At 40.1% G+C, this 25,395-nt stretch carries 24 protein-coding genes and 3 pseudogenes; 24 read left to right on the top strand and 3 right to left on the bottom strand.

Features of this window, described 5'->3' with window-relative positions; translation table 11 throughout:
* Positions 1–303: IS3 family transposase (locus tag AXF17_RS08420; RefSeq protein WP_157682639.1), on the top strand; the 303-nt coding region annotated here is incomplete at its 5' end.
* Positions 304–576: 273 nt separating this feature from the next.
* Here AXF17_RS08420 and AXF17_RS08410 read toward each other — a convergent pair.
* Positions 577–1,005 (bottom strand): pyridoxamine 5'-phosphate oxidase family protein, encoded by a 429-nt coding sequence (locus tag AXF17_RS08410; RefSeq protein ID WP_157682609.1) that lies wholly within the window; start codon positions 1,003–1,005, stop codon positions 577–579.
* Positions 1,006–1,340: 335 nt separating this feature from the next.
* Here AXF17_RS08410 and AXF17_RS08405 point away from each other — a divergent pair, with 335 nt between their 5' ends.
* The 4 genes from AXF17_RS08405 to AXF17_RS08390 all read left to right on the top strand — a co-directional run bounded on the left by AXF17_RS08405 (position 1,341) and on the right by AXF17_RS08390 (position 6,575).
* Positions 1,341–1,991: a TetR/AcrR family transcriptional regulator gene (locus tag AXF17_RS08405; protein WP_094234623.1), complete on the top strand. Its 651-nt coding sequence runs from the start codon at positions 1,341–1,343 to the stop codon at positions 1,989–1,991.
* 163 nt (positions 1,992–2,154) lie between these two features.
* The gene (locus AXF17_RS08400) at positions 2,155–3,933 is read left to right on the top strand and encodes an ABC transporter ATP-binding protein (protein ID WP_094234622.1); all 1,779 of its coding nucleotides are present in this window, start codon (positions 2,155–2,157) and stop codon (positions 3,931–3,933) included.
* On the top strand, positions 3,926–5,659 hold the full coding sequence (locus AXF17_RS08395) for an ABC transporter ATP-binding protein (protein WP_094234621.1): 1,734 nt from the start codon (positions 3,926–3,928) through the stop codon (positions 5,657–5,659). Before AXF17_RS08400 ends, AXF17_RS08395 begins: the two co-directional genes overlap by 8 nt.
* Before the next feature lie 103 nt (positions 5,660–5,762).
* The gene (locus AXF17_RS08390; RefSeq protein WP_237049043.1) at positions 5,763–6,575 is read left to right on the top strand and encodes an endo alpha-1,4 polygalactosaminidase; all 813 of its coding nucleotides are present in this window, start codon (positions 5,763–5,765) and stop codon (positions 6,573–6,575) included.
* Between the two features lie 109 nt (positions 6,576–6,684).
* On the opposite strand, the gene AXF17_RS08385 is transcribed toward AXF17_RS08390, so the two are convergent.
* Complete coding sequence (locus AXF17_RS08385) at positions 6,685–7,242, bottom strand: phosphoribosyltransferase family protein (protein WP_094234619.1); 558 nt, start codon at positions 7,240–7,242, stop codon at positions 6,685–6,687.
* Positions 7,243–7,451: 209 nt separating this feature from the next.
* Here AXF17_RS08385 and AXF17_RS08380 point away from each other — a divergent pair, with 209 nt between their 5' ends.
* The 18 genes and pseudogenes from AXF17_RS08380 (at position 7,452) to AXF17_RS08285 (ending at position 23,903) form a co-directional block, all read left to right on the top strand.
* Positions 7,452–9,239 (top strand): AMP-dependent synthetase/ligase, encoded by a 1,788-nt coding sequence (locus AXF17_RS08380; RefSeq protein WP_094234618.1) that lies wholly within the window; start codon positions 7,452–7,454, stop codon positions 9,237–9,239.
* On the top strand, positions 9,190–11,079 hold the full coding sequence (locus AXF17_RS08375; protein ID WP_157682608.1) for an AMP-dependent synthetase/ligase: 1,890 nt from the start codon (positions 9,190–9,192) through the stop codon (positions 11,077–11,079). The genes AXF17_RS08380 and AXF17_RS08375 overlap by 50 nt, the downstream gene beginning before the upstream one ends.
* 17 nt (positions 11,080–11,096) lie before the next feature.
* A complete protein-coding gene (locus AXF17_RS08370; RefSeq protein ID WP_237049042.1) occupies positions 11,097–12,194 on the top strand; it encodes an alanine racemase in 1,098 nt (365 codons plus the stop codon).
* A 30-nt stretch (positions 12,195–12,224) separates the two neighbouring features.
* Positions 12,225–12,704: a transcription elongation factor GreA gene (gene greA, locus AXF17_RS08365; protein WP_094234615.1), complete on the top strand. Its 480-nt coding sequence runs from the start codon at positions 12,225–12,227 to the stop codon at positions 12,702–12,704.
* A gap of 86 nt (positions 12,705–12,790) precedes the next feature.
* Entirely contained in the window at positions 12,791–14,764 is a 1,974-nt protein-coding gene (gene lysS, locus AXF17_RS08360) for a lysine--tRNA ligase (protein WP_094234780.1), read from the top strand.
* 63 nt (positions 14,765–14,827) lie between these two features.
* Positions 14,828–15,109, top strand: a complete 282-nt coding sequence (locus AXF17_RS09630; protein WP_039880650.1) for a CD1845 family protein — start codon at positions 14,828–14,830, stop codon at positions 15,107–15,109.
* Between the two features lie 204 nt (positions 15,110–15,313).
* Positions 15,314–16,178 (top strand): annotated as a pseudogene (locus AXF17_RS09625) (IS1249 family transposase); the annotation flags it as partial.
* A gap of 25 nt (positions 16,179–16,203) precedes the next feature.
* The gene (locus AXF17_RS08340; protein ID WP_456299086.1) at positions 16,204–16,605 is read left to right on the top strand and encodes an ATP-binding protein; all 402 of its coding nucleotides are present in this window, start codon (positions 16,204–16,206) and stop codon (positions 16,603–16,605) included.
* Positions 16,606–16,859: 254 nt separating this feature from the next.
* A complete protein-coding gene (locus AXF17_RS08335) occupies positions 16,860–17,117 on the top strand; it encodes an AbrB/MazE/SpoVT family DNA-binding domain-containing protein (protein ID WP_044567017.1) in 258 nt (85 codons plus the stop codon).
* A complete protein-coding gene (locus AXF17_RS08330; protein WP_207651557.1) occupies positions 17,114–18,241 on the top strand; it encodes an alpha/beta fold hydrolase in 1,128 nt (375 codons plus the stop codon). Before AXF17_RS08335 ends, AXF17_RS08330 begins: the two co-directional genes overlap by 4 nt.
* A 405-nt stretch (positions 18,242–18,646) precedes the next feature.
* Positions 18,647–19,114, top strand: coding sequence for a flavodoxin (locus AXF17_RS08325; protein ID WP_094234612.1), 468 nt, complete (start codon positions 18,647–18,649; stop codon positions 19,112–19,114).
* Positions 19,115–19,126: 12 nt separating this feature from the next.
* Positions 19,127–19,387, top strand: a pseudogene (locus tag AXF17_RS08320) (lysine--tRNA ligase); the annotation flags it as partial.
* Positions 19,388–19,784: 397 nt separating this feature from the next.
* Positions 19,785–20,687, top strand: coding sequence for a DUF6017 domain-containing protein (locus AXF17_RS08310; RefSeq protein WP_094234610.1), 903 nt, complete (start codon positions 19,785–19,787; stop codon positions 20,685–20,687).
* 12 nt (positions 20,688–20,699) lie between these two features.
* Positions 20,700–20,912, top strand: coding sequence for a DUF5348 domain-containing protein (locus tag AXF17_RS08305; RefSeq protein ID WP_094234609.1), 213 nt, complete (start codon positions 20,700–20,702; stop codon positions 20,910–20,912).
* 40 nt (positions 20,913–20,952) lie between these two features.
* On the top strand, positions 20,953–21,435 hold the full coding sequence (locus AXF17_RS08300) for a PcfB family protein (RefSeq protein ID WP_094234608.1): 483 nt from the start codon (positions 20,953–20,955) through the stop codon (positions 21,433–21,435).
* A 164-nt stretch (positions 21,436–21,599) separates the two neighbouring features.
* Positions 21,600–23,207 (top strand): annotated as a pseudogene (locus tag AXF17_RS08295) (VirD4-like conjugal transfer protein, CD1115 family); the annotation flags it as partial.
* A 151-nt stretch (positions 23,208–23,358) separates the two neighbouring features.
* Positions 23,359–23,574 carry a Maff2 family mobile element protein gene (locus AXF17_RS08290; RefSeq protein WP_005962738.1) on the top strand — a complete coding sequence of 72 codons (216 nt, stop codon included), beginning with the start codon at positions 23,359–23,361 and terminating at the stop codon, positions 23,572–23,574.
* 11 nt (positions 23,575–23,585) lie between these two features.
* Positions 23,586–23,903, top strand: coding sequence for a VirB6/TrbL-like conjugal transfer protein, CD1112 family (locus AXF17_RS08285; RefSeq protein ID WP_169711347.1), 318 nt, complete (start codon positions 23,586–23,588; stop codon positions 23,901–23,903).
* Positions 23,904–23,978: 75 nt separating this feature from the next.
* Here the strand turns inward: AXF17_RS08285 and AXF17_RS08280 are convergent, their stop codons facing one another.
* Positions 23,979–24,788 carry a helix-turn-helix domain-containing protein gene (locus AXF17_RS08280; protein ID WP_094234606.1) on the bottom strand — a complete coding sequence of 270 codons (810 nt, stop codon included), beginning with the start codon at positions 24,786–24,788 and terminating at the stop codon, positions 23,979–23,981.
* Between the two features lie 390 nt (positions 24,789–25,178).
* On the opposite strand from AXF17_RS08280, the gene AXF17_RS08275 reads away from it, so the two are divergent.
* Positions 25,179–25,370: a helix-turn-helix transcriptional regulator gene (locus AXF17_RS08275; RefSeq protein WP_036380210.1), complete on the top strand. Its 192-nt coding sequence runs from the start codon at positions 25,179–25,181 to the stop codon at positions 25,368–25,370.
* The last annotated feature ends 25 nt before the right edge of the window (positions 25,371–25,395 follow it).

The following is a 25,395-nucleotide window of genomic DNA, read 5'->3' as shown; positions in this document are numbered from 1 at the left end:
ATTCATACAGATCGAGGATGCCACTATCGCTGGCCGGGTTGGATTGAGAGGATGGAGATAAACGGATATACCAGATCCATGTCACAGAAAGGGTGCTCTCCAGATAATGCTGCTTGCGAAGGTTTATTTGGACGAATAAAAAATGAGTTCTTCTATAACCAGGACTGGAAAAATGTGACCATAGAGGAATTCTCACGTGAGTTAGATAAATACCTTCATTGGTATAATGAAAAAAGAATCAAGAAATCGTTAGGATATTTGAGCCCTGTGGAGTACAGACGATCTCTTGGATTGGCTGTCTAAGCTATCCAAAAAAACGTCCGCACCCCCCGCTCTCCGAAACCCCAGACTTATCAACTATGATTCCTAAGATTTAATTTGCATGTGCTTGCAATATGCTTGCAAAAAATCAGATAAACAGAAATAAAATGGAGGATAGGGCTAAAATTGATAATAAAAACATTGATTTTATGCCATTTATACAAAACGATATGCAAGACACTACACTATTGCTGAAGCCCGTCCCTCTACAGATTTTCTACATGGGCTTTTGCAGTATAGGAATCTATATTTATTTCAATCACCGTAACCGCATCTGCCATTTTTTTCATTGATTTCATGTTCCTTACCTGATTGTAATTTCATAAGAATGCGAAGCGCCTCACATTTATCTTCAGTATTCTGAAGAATCGTCGCTCTGCCACGGCACATAACACTCGCAAATTCCGCACTATATTTGCAAGGAGTGTCTGCTGTGATGAGCTTTTCCCCACAATCAATTTCAACAAAAACGCTGTTGTTTTTCTGAAGACAATCCAGCTTGTGCCCTTCTTTTGCACAATGAACATAAAAAGTCAATTTCTTTCCGTCTAGTTTGTATCCGTAATGAAGCGAAACAATATAAGGATATTCATGATCAAACATTCCTAGATGCAAATATCTTGCTCTTGCCAGTATTTGTTCAATTTTATGAAGATCTACGATTTCTCTGTCTTTTCTTCTCATATTTTTTATATTCCTTTCGAACGGCATTAAGTGTATATACGGATTATAGGCAATTCTTTTCAAGGTAAATTGTAAAATCAACTTGAACACCTGAATAAAAAAGTAATCCATGATAGATTATTTGGTAGAATTAAGTTAGCAAAAAATTCACGAAAGGAATCAACATCATGGATCAACTCAATTCTACTACACTTACACCTGATAGGGAAAGAAGTCAGAACTTTAAATTTTAATTTTAGCACCAATCTTTTCTTGACATTATACGTACTAATTGATAATATAACGATGTTATATAACAGTGTTATATGGTGATGTAGTTTAACTACAGGAGCAATATGAATACTAATCCTTTTACTACAGATGAAGTGCAAACCAAGCACAAGATTATAGAAGTTGCGCTCTATGAATTCGAGCTTAATGGATATCAGGGGGCATCTTTGCGTCAGATTGTGAGAAATGCAGGGGTGACCACAGGAGCATTTTATGGATATTATTCCAGTAAGGCGGAACTATTTGAGGACATCGTTGGCGAGCATTATAATGCTATGATGCAGCACTATATAGACGTTCAAGACTCGTTTGCCGGCAAAGATTTTGACGAACAGAAGGCGGATATGACCGATGTATCACGTGATTGTATGCACTGGATGCTAAATTATGCATATGATCATCTAAGAGAAGTAAGACTTATGCTCCTGAAATCAGAAGGAACAAGGTTTTCGGATTTTGTAGACCGATTAGTCGAGATTGAAATTGAATCTACTGAGAGATTCAAAGTGGATCTCCGTAGTGATGTTAAGGAACAGACTAAAGAACTTCTGGATATCGATTACAGATTCGAGCATATTATGGCGACAAGTATGTTTAATGCTTTTCGTGAGCTTATAGTTCACGATATGACTTATTCAGAGGCTAAGATGCAGCTTGAGCTCATCCGCAGATTTTATACTGCGGGATGGCAGGAGTTATTTGGCGGTATTTTTTAAGCGGATATTTCTATGCGAAGATACCGCTTTTTTTGGAAACCTAAGTTAGTTCAGACTAACCGACAGTTGGCGATTGGACTACGAACACCTATTTATCAATTTCTACTATCATTTTTTAAACAATTATAACTATCTAAAAGATACTATACGAGGAGGAAAACACATGAATGATTCTTCAGGACGTCAAGGCAGTAATGCACTTGCTATAATCAAACGATTTGCGAGTACACGAAAGAGTAAATACATTTTCTCCGTGATATTCGCTTTGCTGGGAGTAATTTGTTCCCTCATTCCATATTACCTGATGAGCTGCATTGTTGTTAAACTGCTAGATGGGGTTAGGGATTGGAATGCCTATGAGAACTATTTTATTTGGATGATTATTCTGTGGACCCTAAGGGCGTTGCTGCATTCTGTGTCTACAGGATTTTCACATGCCGCAACCTTTGCCGTGCTCGGAGATATAAGAAAAGCACTCTGTTTCAAGCTTACCAGGATGCCGCTGGGAGATGTTAAACGAATTCCGTCGGGTTCTCTAAAGAGTATTATAGTTGAGAGAGTAGATAGTCTTGAAACTACACTTGCACACATTGTACCGGAATTTACCGCTAATCTCATTGCGCCAGTAGCAGTTCTTGTTTATATCTTTACCATTAATTGGAAACTGGGTATTGCAAGTATTATGACACTACCTGTGGCGGCTTTTTGCATGGGAATGATGACTAGAAACGCCGGAAGTCGCTGGGCAGATTGTGTGGAAAAGACAAAAATTCTCAACGATACGGCAGTTGAATATATCAACGGAATTGAGGTAATCAAGGCGTTTGGGAAGACGGATAGCTCCTATGAGAAATTCGAGAAAGCTGCACATGACGGTGCATACTGCTTTATCGATTGGATGAAGGCTACTATTCTATTTTTTACAATTGGTATGGCTATAACGCCTACAACTATTCTAACCATAATACCAGTTGGAGGGATTCTCTTTATGCACGGTTCAATCACGGCAGGAGAGCTTATCACGGTACTCATCCTCTCTGTGGGCATGCTGGCACCGCTAATAACTGTTATGTCATATACAGATGATATGGCAAAGATAGAAATTGTTTTCGGCGAAGTTCAGGGAATCCTTGATCGCAAGGAGATGGAGCGACCTGAAGAGACAATCCGTCAACCTGAGGGAAATGATATTGTCATTAAAAATGTCAGGTTCTCATACGAAGAAGGCACCGAAATACTACATGGGGTTAATCTATCTATCAAAGAGGGTAGCGTAAATGCACTTGTAGGTCCGTCAGGATCCGGTAAATCTACGATTGCCAGGCTTATTTCAGCATTGTGGGACGTGGATAGCGGTGAGATTACCTTTGGCGGAGTTAATATCAAGGATATGAGCTGGGATGATTATAATACCAAGATTGCCTATGTAGCTCAGGATAATTATCTCTTCAATCGTTCAGTCATGGATAATATTCGTATGGGACGAAAGGGTGCAAGTGATGAAGATGTCATCGAAGCGGCGAAACGCTGCGGTTGCCACGACTTTATCATGAGGCTGGAAAAGGGGTATGACACTATAGTCGGCGATGCCGGCGGACACCTTTCCGGTGGTGAGAGGCAGCGTATCTCTATAGCAAGAGCTATGCTAAAGGGCGCGCCGATTGTTATTCTTGATGAAGCTACGGCTTACACGGATCCGGAGAGCGAAGCGGTTATACAGCGCTCGATTGCCAGTATGATTAAGGGGAAAACTCTTATCGTCATAGCACATAGACTATCTACCATAGTTGATGCAGATCAAATTATCGTGGTGGATGATGGACATATTGATGATATCGGAACTCACGAGCAACTCCTCGAGAAAAAAGGGCTTTATAACAAAATGTGGATCGCTCACGTATCGGCAAGAGATACTGTAGATGGAGGTGAGGCTGATGTTTAAAATTCTGATGAAATTCTTCGAGTTCTCAGGAACTGAAAATAAAAAAAGGTATTATGAATCTATAGTTCTCGGCATAATTGAGGCTATTGGTCAAGCTATGAAGATTCCCGCTATCTATATATTAGTGAAAGATGTAGTTCGCGGTGATGTGACTTATAAGACAATCTTACTGTCTCTTGCAGTTTTGATTGGAGGAATGGTGGTTCAATGCATTGTATCTCGAAGAAGCAAGATGCTGCAGACCGTTGCAGGGTATACAACCTGTGCCGGAAAGAGAATAGAGATAGCCGAACATCTTCGTTATGTACCTATGGGGTATTTTAATGAGACATCGCTTGGAAATATCACAAGTATAACTACTAATACTATGGAGCTGCTGGCCGATATTGCAACACGTGTTGTAATGCTGACGCTGGGAGGCACACTTGAGTCATGCTTAATCACATTGTTGCTGCTGATATTCGATCTTAGAATTGGAGCTGTGGCTCTTGTCGGATTACTGATATTCTTTGTGATTAATTCTTTACTGCAGCGACATTCGGTTGATGTGTCGAAGCAAAAGCTTGACACGGATACTGCGATGATCGGTGAAATTCTTGAGTTTATACAGGGTATTGCAGAAGCAAAGAATTTTAAGCTTATCGGAGAGAATAATAAAAAGCTTGACAATTGTATTGATGATGCGTCAAGAGCAAACATTCGCATGGAGTTCAAAATTGTGCCGTTCACTACTCTGCAGAGCTGGATTATTAAGATGACGGGAGTCACAATGTGCATGCTCTCGTTACGATTCTACTTTGCGGGAACTATGGATCTTGAAACTACTATAGTTATGATGATTGCATCCTTCTTGATGTATGCGGCACTTGATTCTGCAGGTAACTTTTCGGCTCTTCTTCGTGCAGTTGATATCTCCGTTGATAAAGCGAAATCAGTATTGGCTATTGAGAATATGGATATTGATGGAGAGTATATTGAGACTGAAACACAGAATATTGAGATGGATCACGTAGATTTTGCGTATGACACCAGAAAGGTTATCGATGATATAAGTCTTTCAATTCCGGAGAAAACCACGGCGGCCTTTGTCGGTCCATCGGGAAGCGGTAAGACTACGATTTGTCATCTTATAGCAAGATTTTGGGATGTGCAGTCAGGGCAGGTCAAACTGGATAATAGAGATGTTCGAGTGTATAATATGAACTCTCTGATGGAAAACTTCAGCTTTGTGTTCCAGTCTGTATATCTATTCCATGATACGATTGCCAACAATATTAGATTCGGTCAACCTGAAGCTTCGATGGATATGGTCATAGATGCAGCTAAGAGAGCTTGCTGCCATGACTTTATAAGCGAGCTTCCGGATGGGTATGATACAATTCTTGGGGAGGCAGGAGCCAGCCTTTCAGGTGGTCAAAAGCAGCGTATATCCATTGCTCGTGCTATTATGAAAGATGCGCCAATTATTATACTTGATGAGGCTACGGCTAATGTCGATCCCGAGAACGAGCGTGAACTCATGCTTGCGATTAAAGAGCTTACCAAAGAGAAGACTATATTGATGATTGCACATAGACTCAAAACTGTGCGTAATGCTGATAGGATATATGTTATCGATAAAGGCAGAATCGCACAGCAGGGCACTCATGAGGAATTGATGAAAGATAAAGGGATTTATAGGGATTTTGTGTCAGCTCGCTCTGAAGCGATTGGTTGGAAACTATAATAAGAAACATGTACAATAAAGTCGTAGTTAAAACTCAAATGCATCACAATATCATATAAAACACGTATAATACAATCAAAGTACCTTTATGGAAAAGAAAAGTTTGAATTTAACATTATATTATGGTTTATGTATAATTCTCTGTCTATCTATCATTGTTTCAGGATGTGCAGTAAAACCATCAAGAGAATATGGGGTTTTTCTAGGTATCAATAACGAACAGATAGAACGGCTGCGTGACTATCGGATTGTAGTAATTGAACCATCTGAATTTAGTGCCGATCAGATAAGTATGCTTCGCAAATCTGGGAAAAAGGTATATGGGTATATAAATATTGGTGCTATTGAGAAATATCGTCCATATTTTGACCGATTCAAAGACAAAACACTGGGGACATATAAGGAATGGCCTAATGAACGATGGGTGGATGTATCTGATGCGGAGTGGCAGAGATTTGTTGTCGATGAACTCGGTAAAAAGTATTCAGAAATGGGTTTTGATGGATTTTTCATAGATAATGCGGATGTTTATCATCACTATCATACAGACAGCACATTTCAGGGGCTTTGCTCAATTCTGAAAGGGCTTAAGTCATATAAACTTTCAATTCTTATAAATGGCGGAGATGTTTTTGTTTCAAGATGTATGGATGAAAAAATTGCCAATACTCTGTTTGATGGTATTAATCAGGAGACTGTATTCACAAATATAGATTTTGAAAGAAAGAGCTATGGAAAGCAAGCTGCGAAAGAAACTCGCTATTTTAAAGAGTATCTGTCGAGAGTTAAGAAAAACGGTTTATCAGTATATCTATTAGAGTACGGAGCGGATGCTTCACTTGCAAAAGAAATTGACAATTATTGTAAGAGAAACGGCTTTTGTTGGTACAACGCAAAAAGTCTGGAGCTTATATAATCTATATTGACGCACTGGAATAATCAAAGAAATGCATGAATACAAAACGGGTGCAAGCATAAATTGAAGCGCACCCGTTTTATTAATTCCAGAGTTGAATATTCAATAATCAGTCCGGGATAACTTGCCCGTCTGTACCAAACAAGGGAAGTTTTTCAAGAAAAATTATATCGTCTCTATCAGCAGCTTCTCCTTCTGCAAGGACGGACATCTGACCGACGATATTTCCACCAACAGCATTTACCAGCTTGTCTAGTGCAGTCAGTGACTCGCCGGTGCTGATTACATCATCGACAACGAGGATTTTTTTGCCTTCCATAACCTCGCGTTCCGTACGTCCTACGCATAGAGTCTGCATGTGGTCTGTGGTGATAGAATCAACACTTACAGTGATAAGGTCGTCCATGTAAATCTTAGGACCTTTTCGTGCTACGATGTAAGGCTTGTTTCCTGCCTGTCTTGCCATTTCGTATGCAAGTGGAATCCCTTTTGATTCTGCTGTAATGATAACGTCGAATTCAGGTGCTTTTTTAAGTAGCTCTCTAGCACACGCAACAGTAACCTCAACGTCATTGAACATGATGAAAGCTGCAATATATAAGTCGTCTGAAACTTTGCATAGAGGAAGGTGTCTCTCTAATCCTGCAACATTCAGTAAATAATCCATTTGTAGTCCTCCGTGTCTTGATATCTACCCTGCATTATAAACAGGCATAGAAGTCTCTGATTGAATTATTATAGCACCGTCTATGATAGGCTTGCAAACGTTGCAATATAACGCAAAAAATGATAAAATCTCATGATACAAATTGATAGTAAAATTGATAGGTGTGTGCACTTTTCAGAGTATAGATAAAGGGACATGGGCTAACAGATATGAATAAAAAGAAATATGAAAATCAACTATACAATGTTAACTATGTAGAGACACTCAAGGAGCTTGTAGATACCTCCGTTCAGAGGTTCCCGGATAGAGCAGCATATATGTACAAGGACGACCATAAGGAGCCGTTCAAATCGATGACTTATGCCGAGTTCAAGGAAGAGCAGAACGCGATTGGTACAGCTCTCGTAGCTAGAGGTTTCAAGGGTAGCAAGATTGCGGTAATCGGAGATAACTCACACAGGTGGGTTCTGTCATATTATTCTGTTGTATGCGGAGTTGGTGTTATCGTGCCGATCGATAGGAACCTTGAAAAAGGTGAGATTACTAACCTTCTGGAGCGTGCCGATGTAGAGGCAGTGTTCGCATCGACGAAGTTAACCGCTACTGTTGCTCCGCTGTTAGAAGAGCTTCCGCTAATTAAAAAGGTTATCATCATGGCGGCACCTGGAGATGACGTAGATGAATACCTTGCTGATGATAGATTCATGACCATGGATCAGCTCGTGGCCGAGGGTCGTGAAATCGTAGCAGAGGGTAATCGCGATTATATAGATGCAGAGATTCATGCAGAGGACTTATCGACAATTCTGTTCACTTCAGGAACAACAGGACTAGCAAAGGGAGTTATGCTCTCACACAGGAACCTGTCTCAAAACGTATTCAACATGTCAAAATACGTAAAAATTCCAGACGGAGGTCGTGTACTCGACGTACTTCCGATGCATCACGTGTATGAAATGACTTGCACTGTTATGACGAGCTTCTATCAGGGTGCTACAGTAGTAATTTGCGAGGGTCTCAAGTATATACAGCAGAACTTCGTAGAGGCTAAGTGCAACATCATGCTCGGTGTGCCATTGATATACGAGAATATATACAGAAAAATCTGGTCAAAGGCTGAGAAGAGCGGAAATGCTGATAAGCTCAAGAGAGCGCTCAGCATGTCGATGAAGCTCGACCTTAGAAATAACAGAATGGCTACCAAGAGGCTGTTTAAAGCGGTACATGATATATTTGGCGAAAGTCTATATATCCTCATTGCTGGTGGAGCGGCAATCGATCCTAATGTAATCTCAGAGTTTGAAGCGATGGGGCTTCCGATGATGCAGGGATACGGTATGACCGAGAATTCTCCTATAATCGCAGTTAACCAGGATAGATACGGAAAGGCTGCTTCTGTTGGTAAGCCAATGCCTGGAACAGAGGTACGCATAGTCGATAAGGATGAGAGCGGAATCGGAGAAGTTATCTGTAAGGGACCATCCGTGATGATGGGATACTATAAGGATGCTGAGAACACAGCCAAGGCAATCAAAGATGGCTGGTTATATACAGGTGATTATGGGTACCTGGATGAGGACGGATTCTTATATATCACAGGACGTAAGAAAAACGTAATCGTAACTAAGGGTGGTAAGAATATTTTCCCAGAGGAAGTTGAGTTCTACCTATTGCTGAGTGAATTCATCAGCGAAGTCATCGTCTACGGCAAGCGTGAAGAGGTTAAGGGTGATCTGATTTGTACAGCGATCATGTATCCTGACTACAAAGCTCTTGAAAATGCTGGCTGTATGACTAACGAAGAGAAGTATCTTAAACTCAAGGAAGCTGTTGAGGAAGCAAATTCAAAGATGCCGCCTTTTAAACGAGTTAAGAGAATCGAGATTCGTGAAGATGACTTTATCAAGACAACGACACTTAAGATCAAGAGATTCGAGGAAGAAAACTATGAGTACAAATTCGATGACAGAGACTTCGAGAAAGGACGTAGATTCTAAAGTGGCAGATAACAGCGATATTAGAAAAGAATACCGCGAGATTAAAGCCAGAGAGATGGAAGAAATGCAGGCGATTATGGACGCAATCAATAAATCCACAGATCCTGTGATTAGATACACTTGGCGCCGCGCGGTTACAGACATCAAGAATATATTAGAGACGAGTGCAGAGCTTTATAGAGATAAACCGCTATTCCTTCAGAAATTCGATAAAAACGAACCGTTTCAGGAGATATCCTACAGCAAAGTGCTCGCGGATGTGAATGCGCTCGGAACTGCCCTCGTTGAGCTTGGACTAAGGGGCAAACACATAGGCGTAATCGGCAAGAACTGCTACGAATGGGCAGAGAGCTATCTCGCTGTAGTAGGTGGAACTGGCGTAGTCGTACCTCTTGACAAGGAGCTCAACGAGGATGAACTATCTCAACTGACAACGAGTGGAGAACTATCTGCTGTCATCACCATGGACAAGCACTATGATATCTTTAAGCGAATCAAGGAGAGGGATGACAACAACCTTGAATTCGTAATCAATGCCGGCATGTATAGTCATGAGAAGACTGATAAGGGGCTGCTGTCATGGCATAAGTTGAGAGAGCACGGATACGAGCTCGTTGAAGCAGGCGACAGAAGTTTCATAGATGCTGAAATCATAAATACGGATTTGGCGATTATCCTCTTTACATCGGGAACAACTGGCACCTCCAAGGGTGTAATGCTTAATAACAAAAATATCTGTTCTAACGTAATGGTGGCGCAGACTTTCCTAAATATTGAAGTTGGAGATGTATTCTTCTCCGTGCTTCCGATACATCATACTTACGAGTGCACATGCACCTTCATCGAGTCGATGTACTGCGGAGCGACGGTAGCGTTTTGTCAGGGGTTAAAGTATATCGTTAAGGATTTGCAGGAGGTTAAGCCTCACTTGATGCTGGCAGTGCCATTAATCTATGAGAATTTCTACAGCAAGATTACCAGGCAGATTAAGAAGAGCGGCAAGGAGAAGCAGCTCAATACGCTGATAAAGCTAAGCAAGTTTACAAAGCGTGTGGGAATAGATGTGAGTAAACCTGCAACTAAGAAGATTACGGAGCTTTTCGGTGGTCGTATAAAGACACTGATCGTCGGTGGTGCGGCAATTGATGAAGATATCATGGGATTCTTTAGAAACCTGGGTATCACGGTGATTCAGGGGTATGGACTCACTGAAACATCGCCTATGGTGTCGCTCAACCCGGAGGATCCAAAGCTAATCGACGATGCGTCGGCTGGACATTTGCTTCCTTTTGTTGAGTGCATGATTGCGGATAAGGATGCTGACGGAATTGGAGAGATTTGCTTCCGCGGCCCTAACATCATGATGGGATACTACAAGAATCAGGAGAGTACCGATGAGGTAATCATCGACGGATGGTTCCACACGGGTGACCTCGGATATCTGAACGATAAGAATTACGTATATATCACAGGCCGTAAGAAAAACGTAATAATTGCGGCAAATGGCAAGAACGTTTTCCCTGAAGAACTCGAGTTCTATCTCATGAAGAATGAGTGTATCGAAGAATGCATGGTTTGGGGAGATGAGGATAACGATGATCCGCTGAAGCGCGGCATCTATGCAACTATCAGACCTAACAAAGAAATTCTTGCTGAAGAGCTTGGTGAAGACGCGACAGATGGACAGATTAGGGAGTACATTGAGCGAATCGTGGATAAGCAGAACGAGACAATGCCTCTGTTCAAGAAGATCAATCATGTAATCATTCGCGATAGGGAATTTGATAAGACGACGGGACTAAAGATCAGAAGATTTGTTGAAGACAATAAGTGGTCATAGAAAGTGAGATGAGCGAGATGGCAGAATACAAGTATCCAGCGTTGTTTCATGACAGAGCAAAGCTGGTTAACAACATGAAGAAGCTCTCATCCAAATGCAGTGAGCAGGGAATTGAGATTGCCGGTATCATCAAGGCCACGAACGGAACCGTTGCGACTGCGGAGGATTTTGTAGCAGGAGGAGCTAAACTAATCGGCTCATCGAGACTTGACCAGCTTAAGAGGGTTAAAGAGAGTGGCATTGCAGTGCCTCTTCTTCTGATCAGAATTCCTATGCTGTCAGAGATTTCTGAGATGGTTGATGTTGTAGATATAAGCCTTAACAGCGAGGTGGTTGTGCTCGAAGCTATCAACAAGGTAGCTCTTGAGAAAGATACTACACACAAGGTGATCTTGATGGCAGACCTCGGAGACCTTAGGGAAGGATTCTTCGATCTCGATGAACTAGTTGAGACGGCTGTCAAGGTAGAGAACGAAATGCCGGGACTCGTGTTAGCGGGCATTGGAACTAACCTGGGCTGCTATGGTTCAGTAATCCCGACAGAGGATAAGATGGTGGCTCTTGCCGAGCTAGCTGAAAGAGTTGAAATGAAAATTGGCAGAGAACTAGAATACGTATCTGGCGGAGCTACAACGAGCTTACTCGGAGTGTACCACGGGTATATGCCGGAGAAGATTAATATGCTTAGACTTGGAGCTGGTCCTTTAATTGGTCCACTCGAAGACGTAAGATTGTGTTATAATCTTGAAGCTATGGGTGAATTAGATACACCATTCGTACTCAAGGCAGAAGTCATAGAGCTTAAGATGAAGGCAAGCTACCCACAGGGAGAACTTGGAGTAGATGCTGCTGGCAAGAAGCGTGAGTATGTAGATAGGGGTATGCGCAAGAGAGCGCTACTAGCAATCGGTAGAGCTGACTATGGTGATATTGATGATTTAGTTCCAGAAATGGAAGGAACTTCGGTGATAGGCGCATCGGGCGACCACACTATTATCGATGTCGAAGATGTCGAGGGCGATGTGAAAATCGGTGACATCATGACATTTAGACTGAAATATTCCGCACTGCTTAACTTGGCAGAAAGCGAAGATGTAAAGAAATACGAGATTTAATACCAGAAGGTTGAAAGGAGCAAGAGACCAATGGCACCACATGATAATGAAATGACTAGAGAGGGTTATGACGCCCTTCAGACAGAGCTCGAGCATCTAATTACTGTAACAAGAAAGGAAAATGCCGAGAGACTTAAGGAGGCAATCTCATACGGAGATATTTCCGAGAACTCAGAGTATGATGCAGCAAAGGATGCACAGGCTGAGACTGAAGAGAGAATCACTAACATCGAGGCTATGCTTCGTACAGCTAAAATCGCTGACGAGGATGAGATGACTGACGAGGGTGTAATAGCTACTGGTAGAACAGTAACACTTCACGATTTAGTGTACGATGAAGAGGTTACTTACAAAATTGTAGGAAACACAGAGGCAGACCCATTCAACGGTAAGCTTTCAAATGCATCTGCAGTTGGACAGCACCTATTAGGAGCAAGAGCTGGAGACGTGCTTGAGTTCCCAATCATCGATGGAACTGCGAAGTACAAGGTTCTTGACGTAAGAAAGTAATACTTTTGTGCTGTGCACCAAAGGGGGAAATTGCGGTGCACGACAGTATGTTTAAATAATTCGTGAGAAAGGATTACGGAATCATAATGAGTAATGACAATGTAAAGACTCCTGAGCAGGAACAGCCGGAGCTTACAGCAGAAGATATAAGTGAACAGCGACAGATTAGAAGAGATAAGCTGCAGGAACTTCGTGCTATGGGTAGAGACCCATTCGTGCAGGAGACATATGATGTAACTGCTCACAGCAAAGATATCAAGGACAACTACGACGCTATGGAAGATCAGGAAGTAGCAGTTGCTGGACGTATCATGAGCAAGAGAATCATGGGCAAAGCTGCATTCTTCGATATCCAGGATAAGCAGGGTAGAATCCAGTGCTACGTTAAGCGTGAAGATATCGGAACTGAAGAATACACAGTTTTCAAGACATACGATATCGGTGACCTCGTAGGTCTAAAGGGCATCGTGTTCAAGACTAAGACAGATGAAATTTCAATTCACGTGCAGGAGCTAACACTTCAGGCTAAATCCCTACAGGTGCTTCCTGACAAGTGGAGTGGTCTCGTAGATACAGATCTTAGATATAGACAGCGTTACGTTGACCTTATCGTAAATTCTGACGTAAGAGACACATTCCTAAAGCGTGCAAAGGTAGTGAGCACCATTCGTAGAGTGCTCGAGGATGACTATGGCTTCCTTGAGGTTGAAACTCCAGTGCTACAGACCATCGCTGGTGGTGCTAATGCTAGACCGTTCAACACACACCACAATGCGCTCGACTTTGATCTTCACCTCAGAATCTCTCTCGAGCTTCCGCTCAAGAGACTAATTGTCGGTGGACTCGATAGAGTGTATGAGCTCGGCAAGGTATTCCGTAACGAGGGTATGGACAAGAATCACAGCCCTGAGTTCACTTCTATGGAATGCTATATGGCGTACGGAAACCAGGAGAGCATGATGGATCTCATGGAGCAGATCGTCTACAAGTGTGCGATGGAGGTAAATGGATCACCGATTATCTCTTATGAAGGCAAGACTTTTGACGTTACACCGCCATGGAACAAGATAGATATGACGGAATCTGTAATCAAGGTTACAGGAATTCCTTTCGATAAGATTGAGGATGATAGAGAGGCGCGTGAGCGTGCAATCGCATACGGAATGGAAACTGAAGAGGTTAATAAGTGGACTCGCGGCAAAATCATCGCTGAGATGTTTGATGAGTACTGCGAAGACATTCCAGGACTTCTCGATGGACCAGTGTTCCTGACAGGACATCCGGTAGAGGTATCACCTCTAGCAAAGAAGGATCCAAAAGACCCACGCATCACTCGTAGATTTGAAGCATATATCAATGGCTGGGAGCTATCCAATGCATTCTCAGAGCTTAACGACCCAATCGATCAGTACGAGAGATTTGTCGAGCAGCAGCGTGAGCTAGACCTCGGACTTGACGATGAAGCTCATCCGATGGATATGGATTTCGTAAATGCTCTCGAGGTTGGAATGCCTCCAACTGGTGGACTTGGAATCGGAGTTGATAGACTGGTTATGCTTCTCACTGATTCTTCAACTATCAGAGACGTGCAGCTATTCCCAGTAATGAAGCCAATAGGCTTAGAAAAGGCAGAAAATGGGGATTTGTCAAAAGAAACTTACGACAAACTTACGACAGAAAAAATTGACTTTTCAAAAGTGAAAGTAGAACCAATATTTGAAGATATGGTTGATTTTGATACATTCTCAAAATCTGATTTTAGAGTTGTAAAAGTTAAGAACTGCGAAGAAGTTCCAAAGTCAAAAAAACTATTGAAATTTACATTAGATGATGGTTCTGAAAAAGAAAGAGTTATTTTATCTGGTATTAAGGAATATTACAGCGCAGAGAGCTTAATTGGAAAGACACTGCTTGCGATTTGTAATCTTCCTCCTCGTAAGATGATGGGAATCAACTCAGAAGGTATGATTATATCTGCAATTTGTGAGTACGACGGAGAAGAAAAACTTAATTTAATAATGTTGGATGATAATATTCCAGCAGGATCAAAATTATATTAAAGGACACGCTAATTATGAAACTGGGGTTTGTTATGAATCCCAGTTTAATTTTTAGGGGTATGTATGAGATGGATAATTAGAATAATTTTATTACCGATAAGATTAGTGTTGAGTTTGCTCATAGCTTTTTTAACCTTCATATTAAGTTTGAGTACTGCGTTGTTAAGCGTAGTTTCTACTTTGATTTTTATAATTGGATTAGCTAGCATTTTTCAAGGAGACAAGCAAATTGTAATTGAAGCACTAATATTAGCATTTTTATTTAGTCCATTTGGATTACCTAAATTAGGTATATATGTTATTGGATTATTAGAATTATTAAACTATACAATAAAATCAATTTAAAGAAAAATAGGGTTATAGGACAAAACGTGTTGGTAAAAACCGCTGTAGTCGTTGAAATTTCAACGACTACAGCGGTTATATCTTTTTTGAAAGAAGATACAGAGTGGACAAAACGTGTTGGTAAAATTGTCTGAAACCCTTGAAATCTCAAGGTGAATTAGGGTTATATCTTCCTTAGAAATAGTATTCTAGGAGGATAGTAAAATGAAACGTGTTATTTGCCCTGTTTGTAATAGTTGTTGCTCGAAATATGGTAAGACAAATGCAGGAACACAGAGGTGGTTTTGTGGTAATTGCAAGATGGCGTTTTCCCCTAAAATAGATAATCTAACTAAGCAGCTTAATATATTTCTTAAGTGGCTTTTTAGCAAAGATATTCAAAAAGATATGCCTGGAGGCGGTCGTACATTTAGGCGAAAAACCTCCAAATTTTGGGATATATGGACATTACCGCCAGTTGTAGAAGAACAGCATTCAGTAGTGTTCGTAGATGGAATTTACCTGTGCCGTAATGCTTGTGTTTTAATTTGCTGTGACAGAAGGCATGTGCTTGGTTGGTACTTATGCCGCTATGAGCATGCAAATGCATGGACCTCATTAATGTCCAGGATTACTGAGCCTGCACTTGTAGTTTCAGATGGAGGAAAAGGATTTAATAAAGCCCTGAAAAAGGTATGGCCTCATGCAAAGCACCAGAGATGCCTTTTTCATGTGTTTTCTCAAGTAAGAAGATTATACTACAACAAAACCTAAAACCCTTGCAGGGGCTGAATTATATGCTCTTACTAAAAGACTGCTACACCTAGAAACTAGAGCTGAAGCAGATAAATGGGTAGATAAATTCTTAGATTGGATGAGAAGACACAACAAGTTTCTGAGTCAAAGGTCACTAGATGAAAACGGCAACTGGAGAGCAACGCATGAAAGACTTTTAAAGGCACAGAGATCTCTTTCTAGATTGGTAAAAGAAGGCACTTTGTTCACTTACTTGGATGAAGATTTAATAGCTGAGATAGATAAGGTCCCATCTACAAATAACCAGATAGAGGGTGGCATAAATGCAATGCTATAATTATGCCAAAAGCTTTGAACAAATGAAGAAAGACAATGTTGGACTTTTATTTTATGGAGATGTTGGTAGTGGAAAGACTTATCTTGCTTGTTCAATTGCAAATGAATTAATCGAAAGAAAACAAGTTAAAGTTAAAATTATGAATTTATCTCAGGTTATAAATCAAATACAAAAATCAGCATTTAAGCTAGATTCAAATGAAATTATCAATAACTTATCTAATATTCCTTTGTTAATCCTAGATGATCTTGGAATTGAAAGGGATACATCTTATGCAAGAGAACAGGTATATAACATTATAAACTCAAGATACTTAAAAGGTAGGCCGACAATTTTTACTACAAACTTATCATTGGAAATTATTCAAAATCCTAATATAGACAGATCAGATATGAATATGATAAAAGATTACGGTTTACGATGAGAAATAGGCTGTGGAATTCAAATCAGGCCTTGCGATAAAAGGAGATGAATGAAAAGAATATATTAAAATAGGGCACCTCGTCAGGAAATGGCGGGGTGATTTTTTGTAGGAATACTTTAAACATAAAAAGCATATGAAATTGCTACGGCATTGTCGAGTGGTATTAACATATTTTTACTTGACAAGGCAATAATTTATGATATAAATAGTATGAAATGTATAACAAAGAATACTAATCCTCAAGGAGATAAAATATGAAAAAAAGCAAGCAATATCATAGTAACTTGGAATATGAGAATAAAACTGAGAAAAACGAACAGGGGCTTTATGCTTGGACTGCAAAAGTTGGCTCAAAAGGACAGATTGTAATTCCAAAAGAGGCAAGAAATTTGTTCCATATAGAAAGTGGTGACACAATTCTCCTGCTGGGTGACCAAAATCAGGGAATAGCATTGATAAGTGGTGATAAAATGGCTGAGATGCTACAGGCAATTAAAGGAAAGATATTATGAAACGTATGAAACGATTAAAAATTATTATGGTTATTTTGATTGTAATAGTTGTGATTCTAGTGGGTTTTGCATATCGAACGCTTCACTTTGATTATGGAAATGATCGGTTTATGAAGAAAAAGGGGAAGCAATTAGGATTTACAGAAAAAGTGTACAAGACGACTGATGGCAGTGAAATAGCATACTTAGAAGGACCTGATAATGGGGAGCCGCTTTTACTAATTCACGGTCAGATGGTATCAAAAGAAGATTATGCGAAGGTTTTACCGAAACTATCGAATCATTTTCACATCTTTGCAATAGACTGCTACGGACATGGAAAATCGTCTAAACATCCTGATAAGTATCAGCTAATTCCTATTCGTGATGATTTGATCGACTTCATGCGTGATGTGATTGGTGAGAAAACATATCTTTCAGGCCATTCCTCAGGTGCTTTGATATCAGCGGCAATAGCTGCAAAGGAAAAGGAACAGGTAAAAGGGCTTCTCCTTGAAGATGGACCTTTCTTCTCTACAGAGCCTGCTAGAGCAGAAAATACTTTTTCTTATCTTGAGTTCAAGACAATCCATGATTTTCTGTCGCAGCAAGCGGAGAAGAATTATACGAGATATTATCTTGATCATACTTACATGAAATCACTTTTTAATAAAGATGGAAAAGATAATTGGGACTTTATAGTTAAAAATCCTTTTTCCAAGAGAATCAGAGAAAATAGTAGCAAAATGCCAATTGTTTGGTATTATCCTCCTGAAATCGGTTTGAATGGAATGATATTCTTAACGAATAATATGCAGGACGGAACAGGGAACTATGATCTTCGATTCGGGGAGGCTTTTTACGATTTTTCCTGGTTTTATGGAGTTGACCAGAAAAAGATGTTGAGCGAAATAGAATGTCCGACAATCATTCTTCATGTTGCGCCTTCAAAGGAAACCGCACCGAGCTATTATGATCATAATGGAATACTGCTATCTGCCATGGACGAAAAAGATGCAGAAGAAGTGCATGCGTTAATTAAAAACAGTACTCTTAAATCAGGTTATGAATCAAGCCACAATATTCATGCTGACTTACCGGAACAGTTTGTTCATGAAATGATGGAGATGAAGCAGCAGAAGTAGTGTATATTCTAATTGAACGGGCTTTGATATGTACCCGAATATATCATTTCTTTTGCAACTTCCACCGTGCAACGAGTGTGAAGGCTCTCTTCCTGATGTATTGCTATCGTCAGAGTGGTCTTGATACATGTTATGACTAATTATAGTATTGATGTCAAGAAATTAGGATAATGGTAAATAAAACTCTTGAAACAGTTGGCTTTTAAGATCTCTAGAAGAAATCTTAAAAGCCATTTTTCTATTTGGAAAACACCTTTTGGAAACAGTTCAAGTGTAGATTATTTCAGGGTGTGTAGACACTATGGATATTTTAGGTGGAGTGAACAGGATGGATAAGTTTAGGATACTCATTATATAATAAAAATGATATAATAATAATTGGGTTGAATTAAGGAGATAATTATAATGAGTCCTTTAGTTGTATATTATTCATATTCAGGAATAACAAGAAGATTAGCAGAAGATATTGCGTTGATTACTGATGGAGATTTGAGAGAGCTGAAGCCACAAAAGCCTTATTCATTCTCATATAATACAGCTGTAAAAGAAGCGAGAGAAGAAATGGAAAAAGGATATTGCCCACCTCTTATTCAAGGGGCGGAAACTATTGAAAATGCAGAGGTGGTTTTCATTGGTTCTCCTAATTGGTTTAAAACTTTTGCCCCACCCGTGCTATCGTTTTTAAGAACGGTTGATTTAAGTGGAAAGACAATTATTCCGTTTTGCACGCATGGCGGAGGTGGTTTTGGGAGAATGATTGAAGATTACAAAAAGGAATGTAAGAATTCAATTATTAAAGATGGAATAGCGTTAAAAGGAGATTACAGTTTTGATGAACTAAAAACATGGTTAGATAAGGTTCTAGCTTGTTAGGAAGTTCCAAAGAGCAAGAAGCTACTCAACTTCACTCTCAATGATGGCTCAGGTGAAACTAGAACAATCCTATCTGGCATCAAGGAGACATACTCTGCAGAGGAGCTAGTTGGAAAGACTCTAGTAGCAATCACTAATCTTCCACCACGCAAGATGATGGGAATAGAATCATGTGGCATGCTTCTATCTGCTATCTGTGACTATGATGGTGAGGAAATCCTCAACCTAGTTATGCTTGATGATTCGATTCCGGCAGGAGCGAAGCTTTACTAATATAATAAACTTTAATAACTAACCCTCAAATCGTTTGAAATACAAGGGTATTTGCAAGAGAACAGATTGAATTTACTACCAATTTACTACTTTTGAGGAAAAAGCCTTGATGTGCTGTAAAAACTCTTGCGAATAAAGGTATTTTACCACAGATGCCGTAAGGTATGTTGCAGGGATCAAAATTAAATAGGAAATCGTAAAAGCGGTGATCTTTCGCTTCTGTAAAGGAAGTATAAGAACACCGCTTTTTTATGCCCATGTTACGAAGTAGAAGCCAATCAGGGCTTGAAATACAAGGCTTTCAGAGGACGGTTTTGACAAAGTAAAGGGAATATACCTTTTCCCTCAAAATCGACCTTTAACTGCGTAACAAATAAAAATAAAAGGAGCAGAGATTATGGCAGTTTTCAGAGTAGAGAAAAACAAGGGCTATACCGTCATGAGCAATCACCACCTGCGAAATAAGGAACTGACCCTAAAGGCGAAAGGCTTGCTTTCTCAAATGCTTTCACTTCCGGAAAACTGGGACTACACCCTTGCGGGACTATCCCATATCAACAAGGAAAGCATCGATGCCATTCGTACAGCCGTCTTGGAGCTTGAAAAGGCAGGATATATCGAAAGAGTGCAAGGCAGAGATGAGAAAGGAAAAATGACAGCCATTACCTACACCATTTATGAGCAGCCGATTAGTCCGGTACCCAAAAATCCAACATCGGATAAGCCGATATTGGAAAAACCGAAAGCGGATAATCCGACATCGGAAAATCCAATGCAATTAAATAAAGATATACAAAATACTGATCTATCAAAAAAAGAAGAAATAAATAAAGATGGATTAAATACCGATTCCATTCCTATCCTTTCCCCTGACCCCTCTCCTTTGAGTGAGCAGAACACCTTACCTGAAAAGAACGGAAAGGAACAGAAAGACGCATACAAAATCTATGAAGAAATTATCAAGGACAATATCGAGTATGAACACCTCATAAACGCAAAACGCCTTGACCGTGATCGTATTGATGAAATCCTTGACCTCATTCTTGAAACCGTATGCAGCAAAAGAAAGAAAATCATAATTGCAGGCGATGAATACCCTGCGGAGCTTGTAAAGGCAAAATTCATGAAGCTTGACAGCAGCCATATTGAGTTTGTCCTTGATTGTATGCAGGAAAATACCACAAAGGTACGAAACATCAAGCAGTATCTAAAGGCGGTGCTTTTTAATGCCCCGTCCACCATCGGAAACTATTACACCGCACTTGTCAATCACGATATGTACGGAAGAAATGACTTCTAAAGGAGAAAATGTATGAAACAGGGAACCCTTATCTTTGATGAATACCGCGATCGCTACGACATCCGTTTTGACTTATCCGAATATTACGGAGGGCTACACTGCGGGGACTGTCTTGAGGTATTTACCCGCGGCAAGTGGAAGCACGCACGAATGGAGTACGGCAATAACTGGTACCTTACGGGCATACGCACCGAGGACTTAAACGGGCTTTTGGTACGAATTTAATTGATATAACCGCGTAGGAAGCGGAGAAAGGAGGAGAAAATTGCAGGAAGAAATAAACGAAAAAGTAATTGCCCTGTATATCAAGGGCGGAAAAATCACGGCAAGGCTATTACAAAAGGCAATGAAGATATTTCTTGCTGAAATAAAAAAGCAGGCGGAAAAGCAAAGGCTTCCGCACGGAAAGCAAAGCCTAAAGCAGCTTATGAAGCAGAACGCCGGCGTTTCCAATATTGAAATCACAGATGAGAATATCAAAGCCTTTGAAGCGACCGCAAAGAAATACGGGATCGACTTTGCCTTAAAAAAAGACAGAAGCACTTTGCCGCCACGCCACCTTGTATTTTTCAAGGGACGGGATGCGGATGTTCTAAAGGCGGCCTTTGACGAGTTTTCAAAAAAGAAGCTCACAAAAGAAAAGCTCCCCTCTGTAAGAAAAGTGCTTTCCGCCTTTAAGGAGCAGGCAAAGGCAATCAATAAAGGACGGGAGGTCGTGAAAAATAAAGACAGGGGGATTGAGAGATGACGGAAGAAACAAAGAAACAAATTTTACTGCATCTGCCTTATTTGGTCTTTGTCTATCTCTTTGACAAGATAGCGCAGGGCTTTCGCTTATCCTACGGGATGGATTTTGGAACAAAGCTTCTACATTTTCCAAAAGGAATGACGGAAGCCTTTTCTTCTCCCCTTATCAGCTTTCACTTATCCGATCTTTTTATCGGAATCATAGCTGCGGCACTCATTCGCCTTGCCGTCTATGTAAAAGGGAAAAATGCAAAGAAGTACAGGAAAGGAACAGAGTACGGATCCGCCCGTTTTGGAAATAAAAAGGATATTAAACCATACATCGATCCGGTCTTTAGAAATAACATTCCCCTTACAAAAACGGAGTGCATTACCATGAGCAGCCGTCCGAAAAATCCGAAATACGCAAGAAATAAAAATATCCTTGTGGTCGGAGGATCAGGCAGCGGAAAGACGCGGTTTTTTGTAAAGCCGTCCCTTATGCAGATGCACAGCTCTTATGTGGTTACCGATCCGAAAGGCGAGCTGCTTCTCTCCTGCGGGAAGCTTCTGCAGCGAGGCGGATATAGAATTAAGGTTCTGAATACCATCAATTTCAAAAAATCCATGCGGTATAACCCTTTCTCATATATCCGAAGCGAAAAGGATATTTTGAAGCTGGTAAATACAATCATTATGAACACCAAAGGCGACGGTGAAAAATCCGGAGAGGACTTCTGGACAAAATCGGAACGCCTTTTCTACTCTGCCCTGATCGGATATATCTTCTATGAAGCAACAGAGGAAGAAAAGAATTTCACCACGCTTCTTGAAATGATAAACGCATCGGAGGCAAGGGAGGACGATCCGGAATTTCAAAGCCCGGTTGACCTAATGTTTCAGAGATTAGAGGAAAAAGACCCGGAGCATTTTGCGGTAAGGCAGTATAAGAAGTTTCTGCTTTCCGCAGGAAAAACAAGATCCTCAATCTTAATTTCCTGCGGCGCCCGTCTTGCTCCATTTGACATCAGAGAGCTTAGAGAGCTACTTGAAAAGGACGAAATGGAGCTTGATACCATAGGAGATCGAAAAACCGCACTCTTTGTTATCATAAGCGATACCGATGATACTTTTAACTTTGTTGTAAGTATTCTATACACCCAGCTATTTAATCTTCTCTGCGACAAAGCCGATGATGTGTACGGCGGAAGGCTGCCTGTTCATGTGCGCTGCCTACTGGATGAGTTTGCAAATATCGGGCAGATTCCAAAGTTTGAAAAGCTCATTGCCACCATCCGAAGCCGTGAAATATCGGCTTCTATTATTTTGCAGTCCCAATCCCAGCTTAAAGCCATATATAAGGAAAATGCGGACACCATCACAGGAAATTGCGACAGCTTCCTCTTTCTTGGAGGAAAGGAAAAGACAACGCTAAAGGATGTATCTGAAATACTCGGCAAGGAAACCATCGACAGCTTTAATACCTCTGAAACAAGAGGACGGGAATTATCTCACGGACTGAACTATCAAAAGCTCGGTAAGGAGCTTATGACGCAGGATGAGATTGCAGTAATGGATGGCGGAAAATGCATCCTGCAAATAAGAGGGGTAAGACCGTTCTTTTCGGATAAGTACGATATTACAGCACACCCCAATTACAAATACCTTTCCGACTATGACAAGAAAAACTCTTTTGATGCGGAAAGGTATATCAAACGCCGCCCCGCTGTCGTAAGGCAAAATGAAGTCTTTGACTACTATGAAATCGATGCGGAGAAATTAACGGAAGAATAAAAGAAGGAGGAAAAACTTGATCTATAAGACAGCAGTATATAGAGCGCGGGCGCCTGATGCCTGAATGCTTATCCGCCAATCCGGCGGTTTTTTTATGAGGAAAACAGCAAAATTTATGTTTAGCCGAGGTATCGGCAGAAAGGATGAATCTATGGGATTTTTTAATTCAGCAGTCGGAGTATTACAGACACTTGTTATCGCACTTGGCGCAGGTCTTGGAATCTGGGGCATCGTAAACCTGTTGGAAGGATATGGAAACGACAATCCCGGCGCGAAGAGTCAGGGCATCAAGCAGCTTATGGCAGGAGGAGGCGTTGCCCTTATCGGTACAACCCTTGTTCCGCTTCTTCGCGGATTATTCGGATAAGGAGGTAAAAGGTGCAGAGCATACTTGATGCAATCAATGAATGGATCAAGGAAATTTTAATCGGCTCCATTCAGGGAAATCTTGAAGCTCTGCTTGGCGATGTCAACGAAAAGGTAGGAACCATAGCGGCAGAGGTAGGCAAGACCCCGCAGGGCTGGAACGGCAGCGTATTTTCCATGATAAAAACCTTGTCGGAAAATGTGATCGTTCCCATCGCGGGACTTGTCATTACCTATGTTCTTTGCTATGAGCTTATAAGCATGATTATTGATAAAAATAATCTGCATGATGTTGTATTCTATAAGAGAAGTTATTCCAATATAGAATAACCTCAAATATAAAATACAAATTATCAAGCCTACTTACGATTATTAAAACTTAATGGATTAAAGAGTTTTTGCAAACTATTTTTTTCTTTTTCTAAAATTGATACCGGAGTTTTTAATGATAGGAGATTTTTTGAATAATTTTCTTAATAACTCCTTTTCATCTTCAGATAACCTTTTATATTTTAGCTGAAAGGAATTACAGAAAATCTCAATGAATTTGTCCATGTTATTTCCGGAAGAAATCATAATCTGACGAATTTTCTGTAATGATAAGGCAGTATCATCTTCAGGAATACTGTCAATATCCTGTTCATGATTTTTACGAATATCTTTTATAATACTATCCCATGTTTTATGGGTAATATGACAAAAGAAGTCCTCTTCACCGACTTGAGCAGCCGATAGAGTTCTTAAAGTATGGTCATTAGATACATTAGGATTTTGGTTTATGATTTCAGCCCTTACAGTTTCAAGAGAAGAATTTAAGTCATTAAATCGTTTAGTAGCAACACCGTCAACAAAAATCTCCGTATCAGCCATAAGCTCCTTAAACTTATCATGTGTAGCAATTTCACAAAGTAAACGGTTATTGATAGAACCACTTAGTAATAAATCAATCATATTATCACTCAAGTGTAGATTAGTTAAATCTGTATTTGAGTGATTTTTGTTTTCTGTAAGACAAAGCAAGTAATCAGTGGATACCTTATAAAATTGTGCAAGTGTAACTAAATTCCCATGATTTATTTCTTTATAATCATCATTTTCATAGTTACCTAAAGCAGATTTTGAAATGCCTGTTAGTTTAGCCAATTCCTCTAAATTTAGATTATGTGCAACTCTTAAATCTTTTAAGCGTTCCTGTAAGGTTATTTTACACTTCATAATAGATAACCTCCTTGATACAAAATATTCTTATAAATATTATACCATACCATTTCCACAATTATGGAAAAGTGGGAACAAAATGAAATATTCCAAGATTTAGGACATACGGGAAGAATAGCAAAAATACAATATCATACAGACACAAAGAAAATTGTTCTTTGACAATTGAATGAGCGGTCTGTAAGGATATGTATCTATGGGGAAGTAGGCGATGACTTTCTAAACTTTAGAAGAGAGCCTGCCAATTAGAAGAAAACGTCGCTATGAGATTCGGGGATAGGAACTATATCAGGTGTAACCGACAATTATTTAATGTTATACAAGTATTACTTGTATATTGTCAAACTATATGGTATAATTCAAATAAAAAAAGGGGTTTTAATTATAATGGCAAATAGAATTGCAGAATTAAGGATAGCTAAAGGTATAAGTCAAAAATGTTTGGCGGAGATGATTGGGGTATCTCAACAATTCATTAGTAGTGTAGAGAGAGGGGGAGCAACACCCTCCTTGAAGTTAGCGTGTAAAATAAAGAAACTTTTAGAAGTTAGTTTGGATGATCTTTTTATATGCGAATAACTTAAATGACTTCTGAATAGTTATT

Origin of the sequence: Mogibacterium pumilum, from assembly GCF_002243385.1 — a bacterium.
In the GTDB taxonomy this organism is placed as follows: domain Bacteria; phylum Bacillota; class Clostridia; order Peptostreptococcales; family Anaerovoracaceae; genus Mogibacterium; species Mogibacterium pumilum.
Note: the sequence above shows the minus strand (reverse complement) of the source record. Positions and strands in the feature narration are given on the sequence as shown.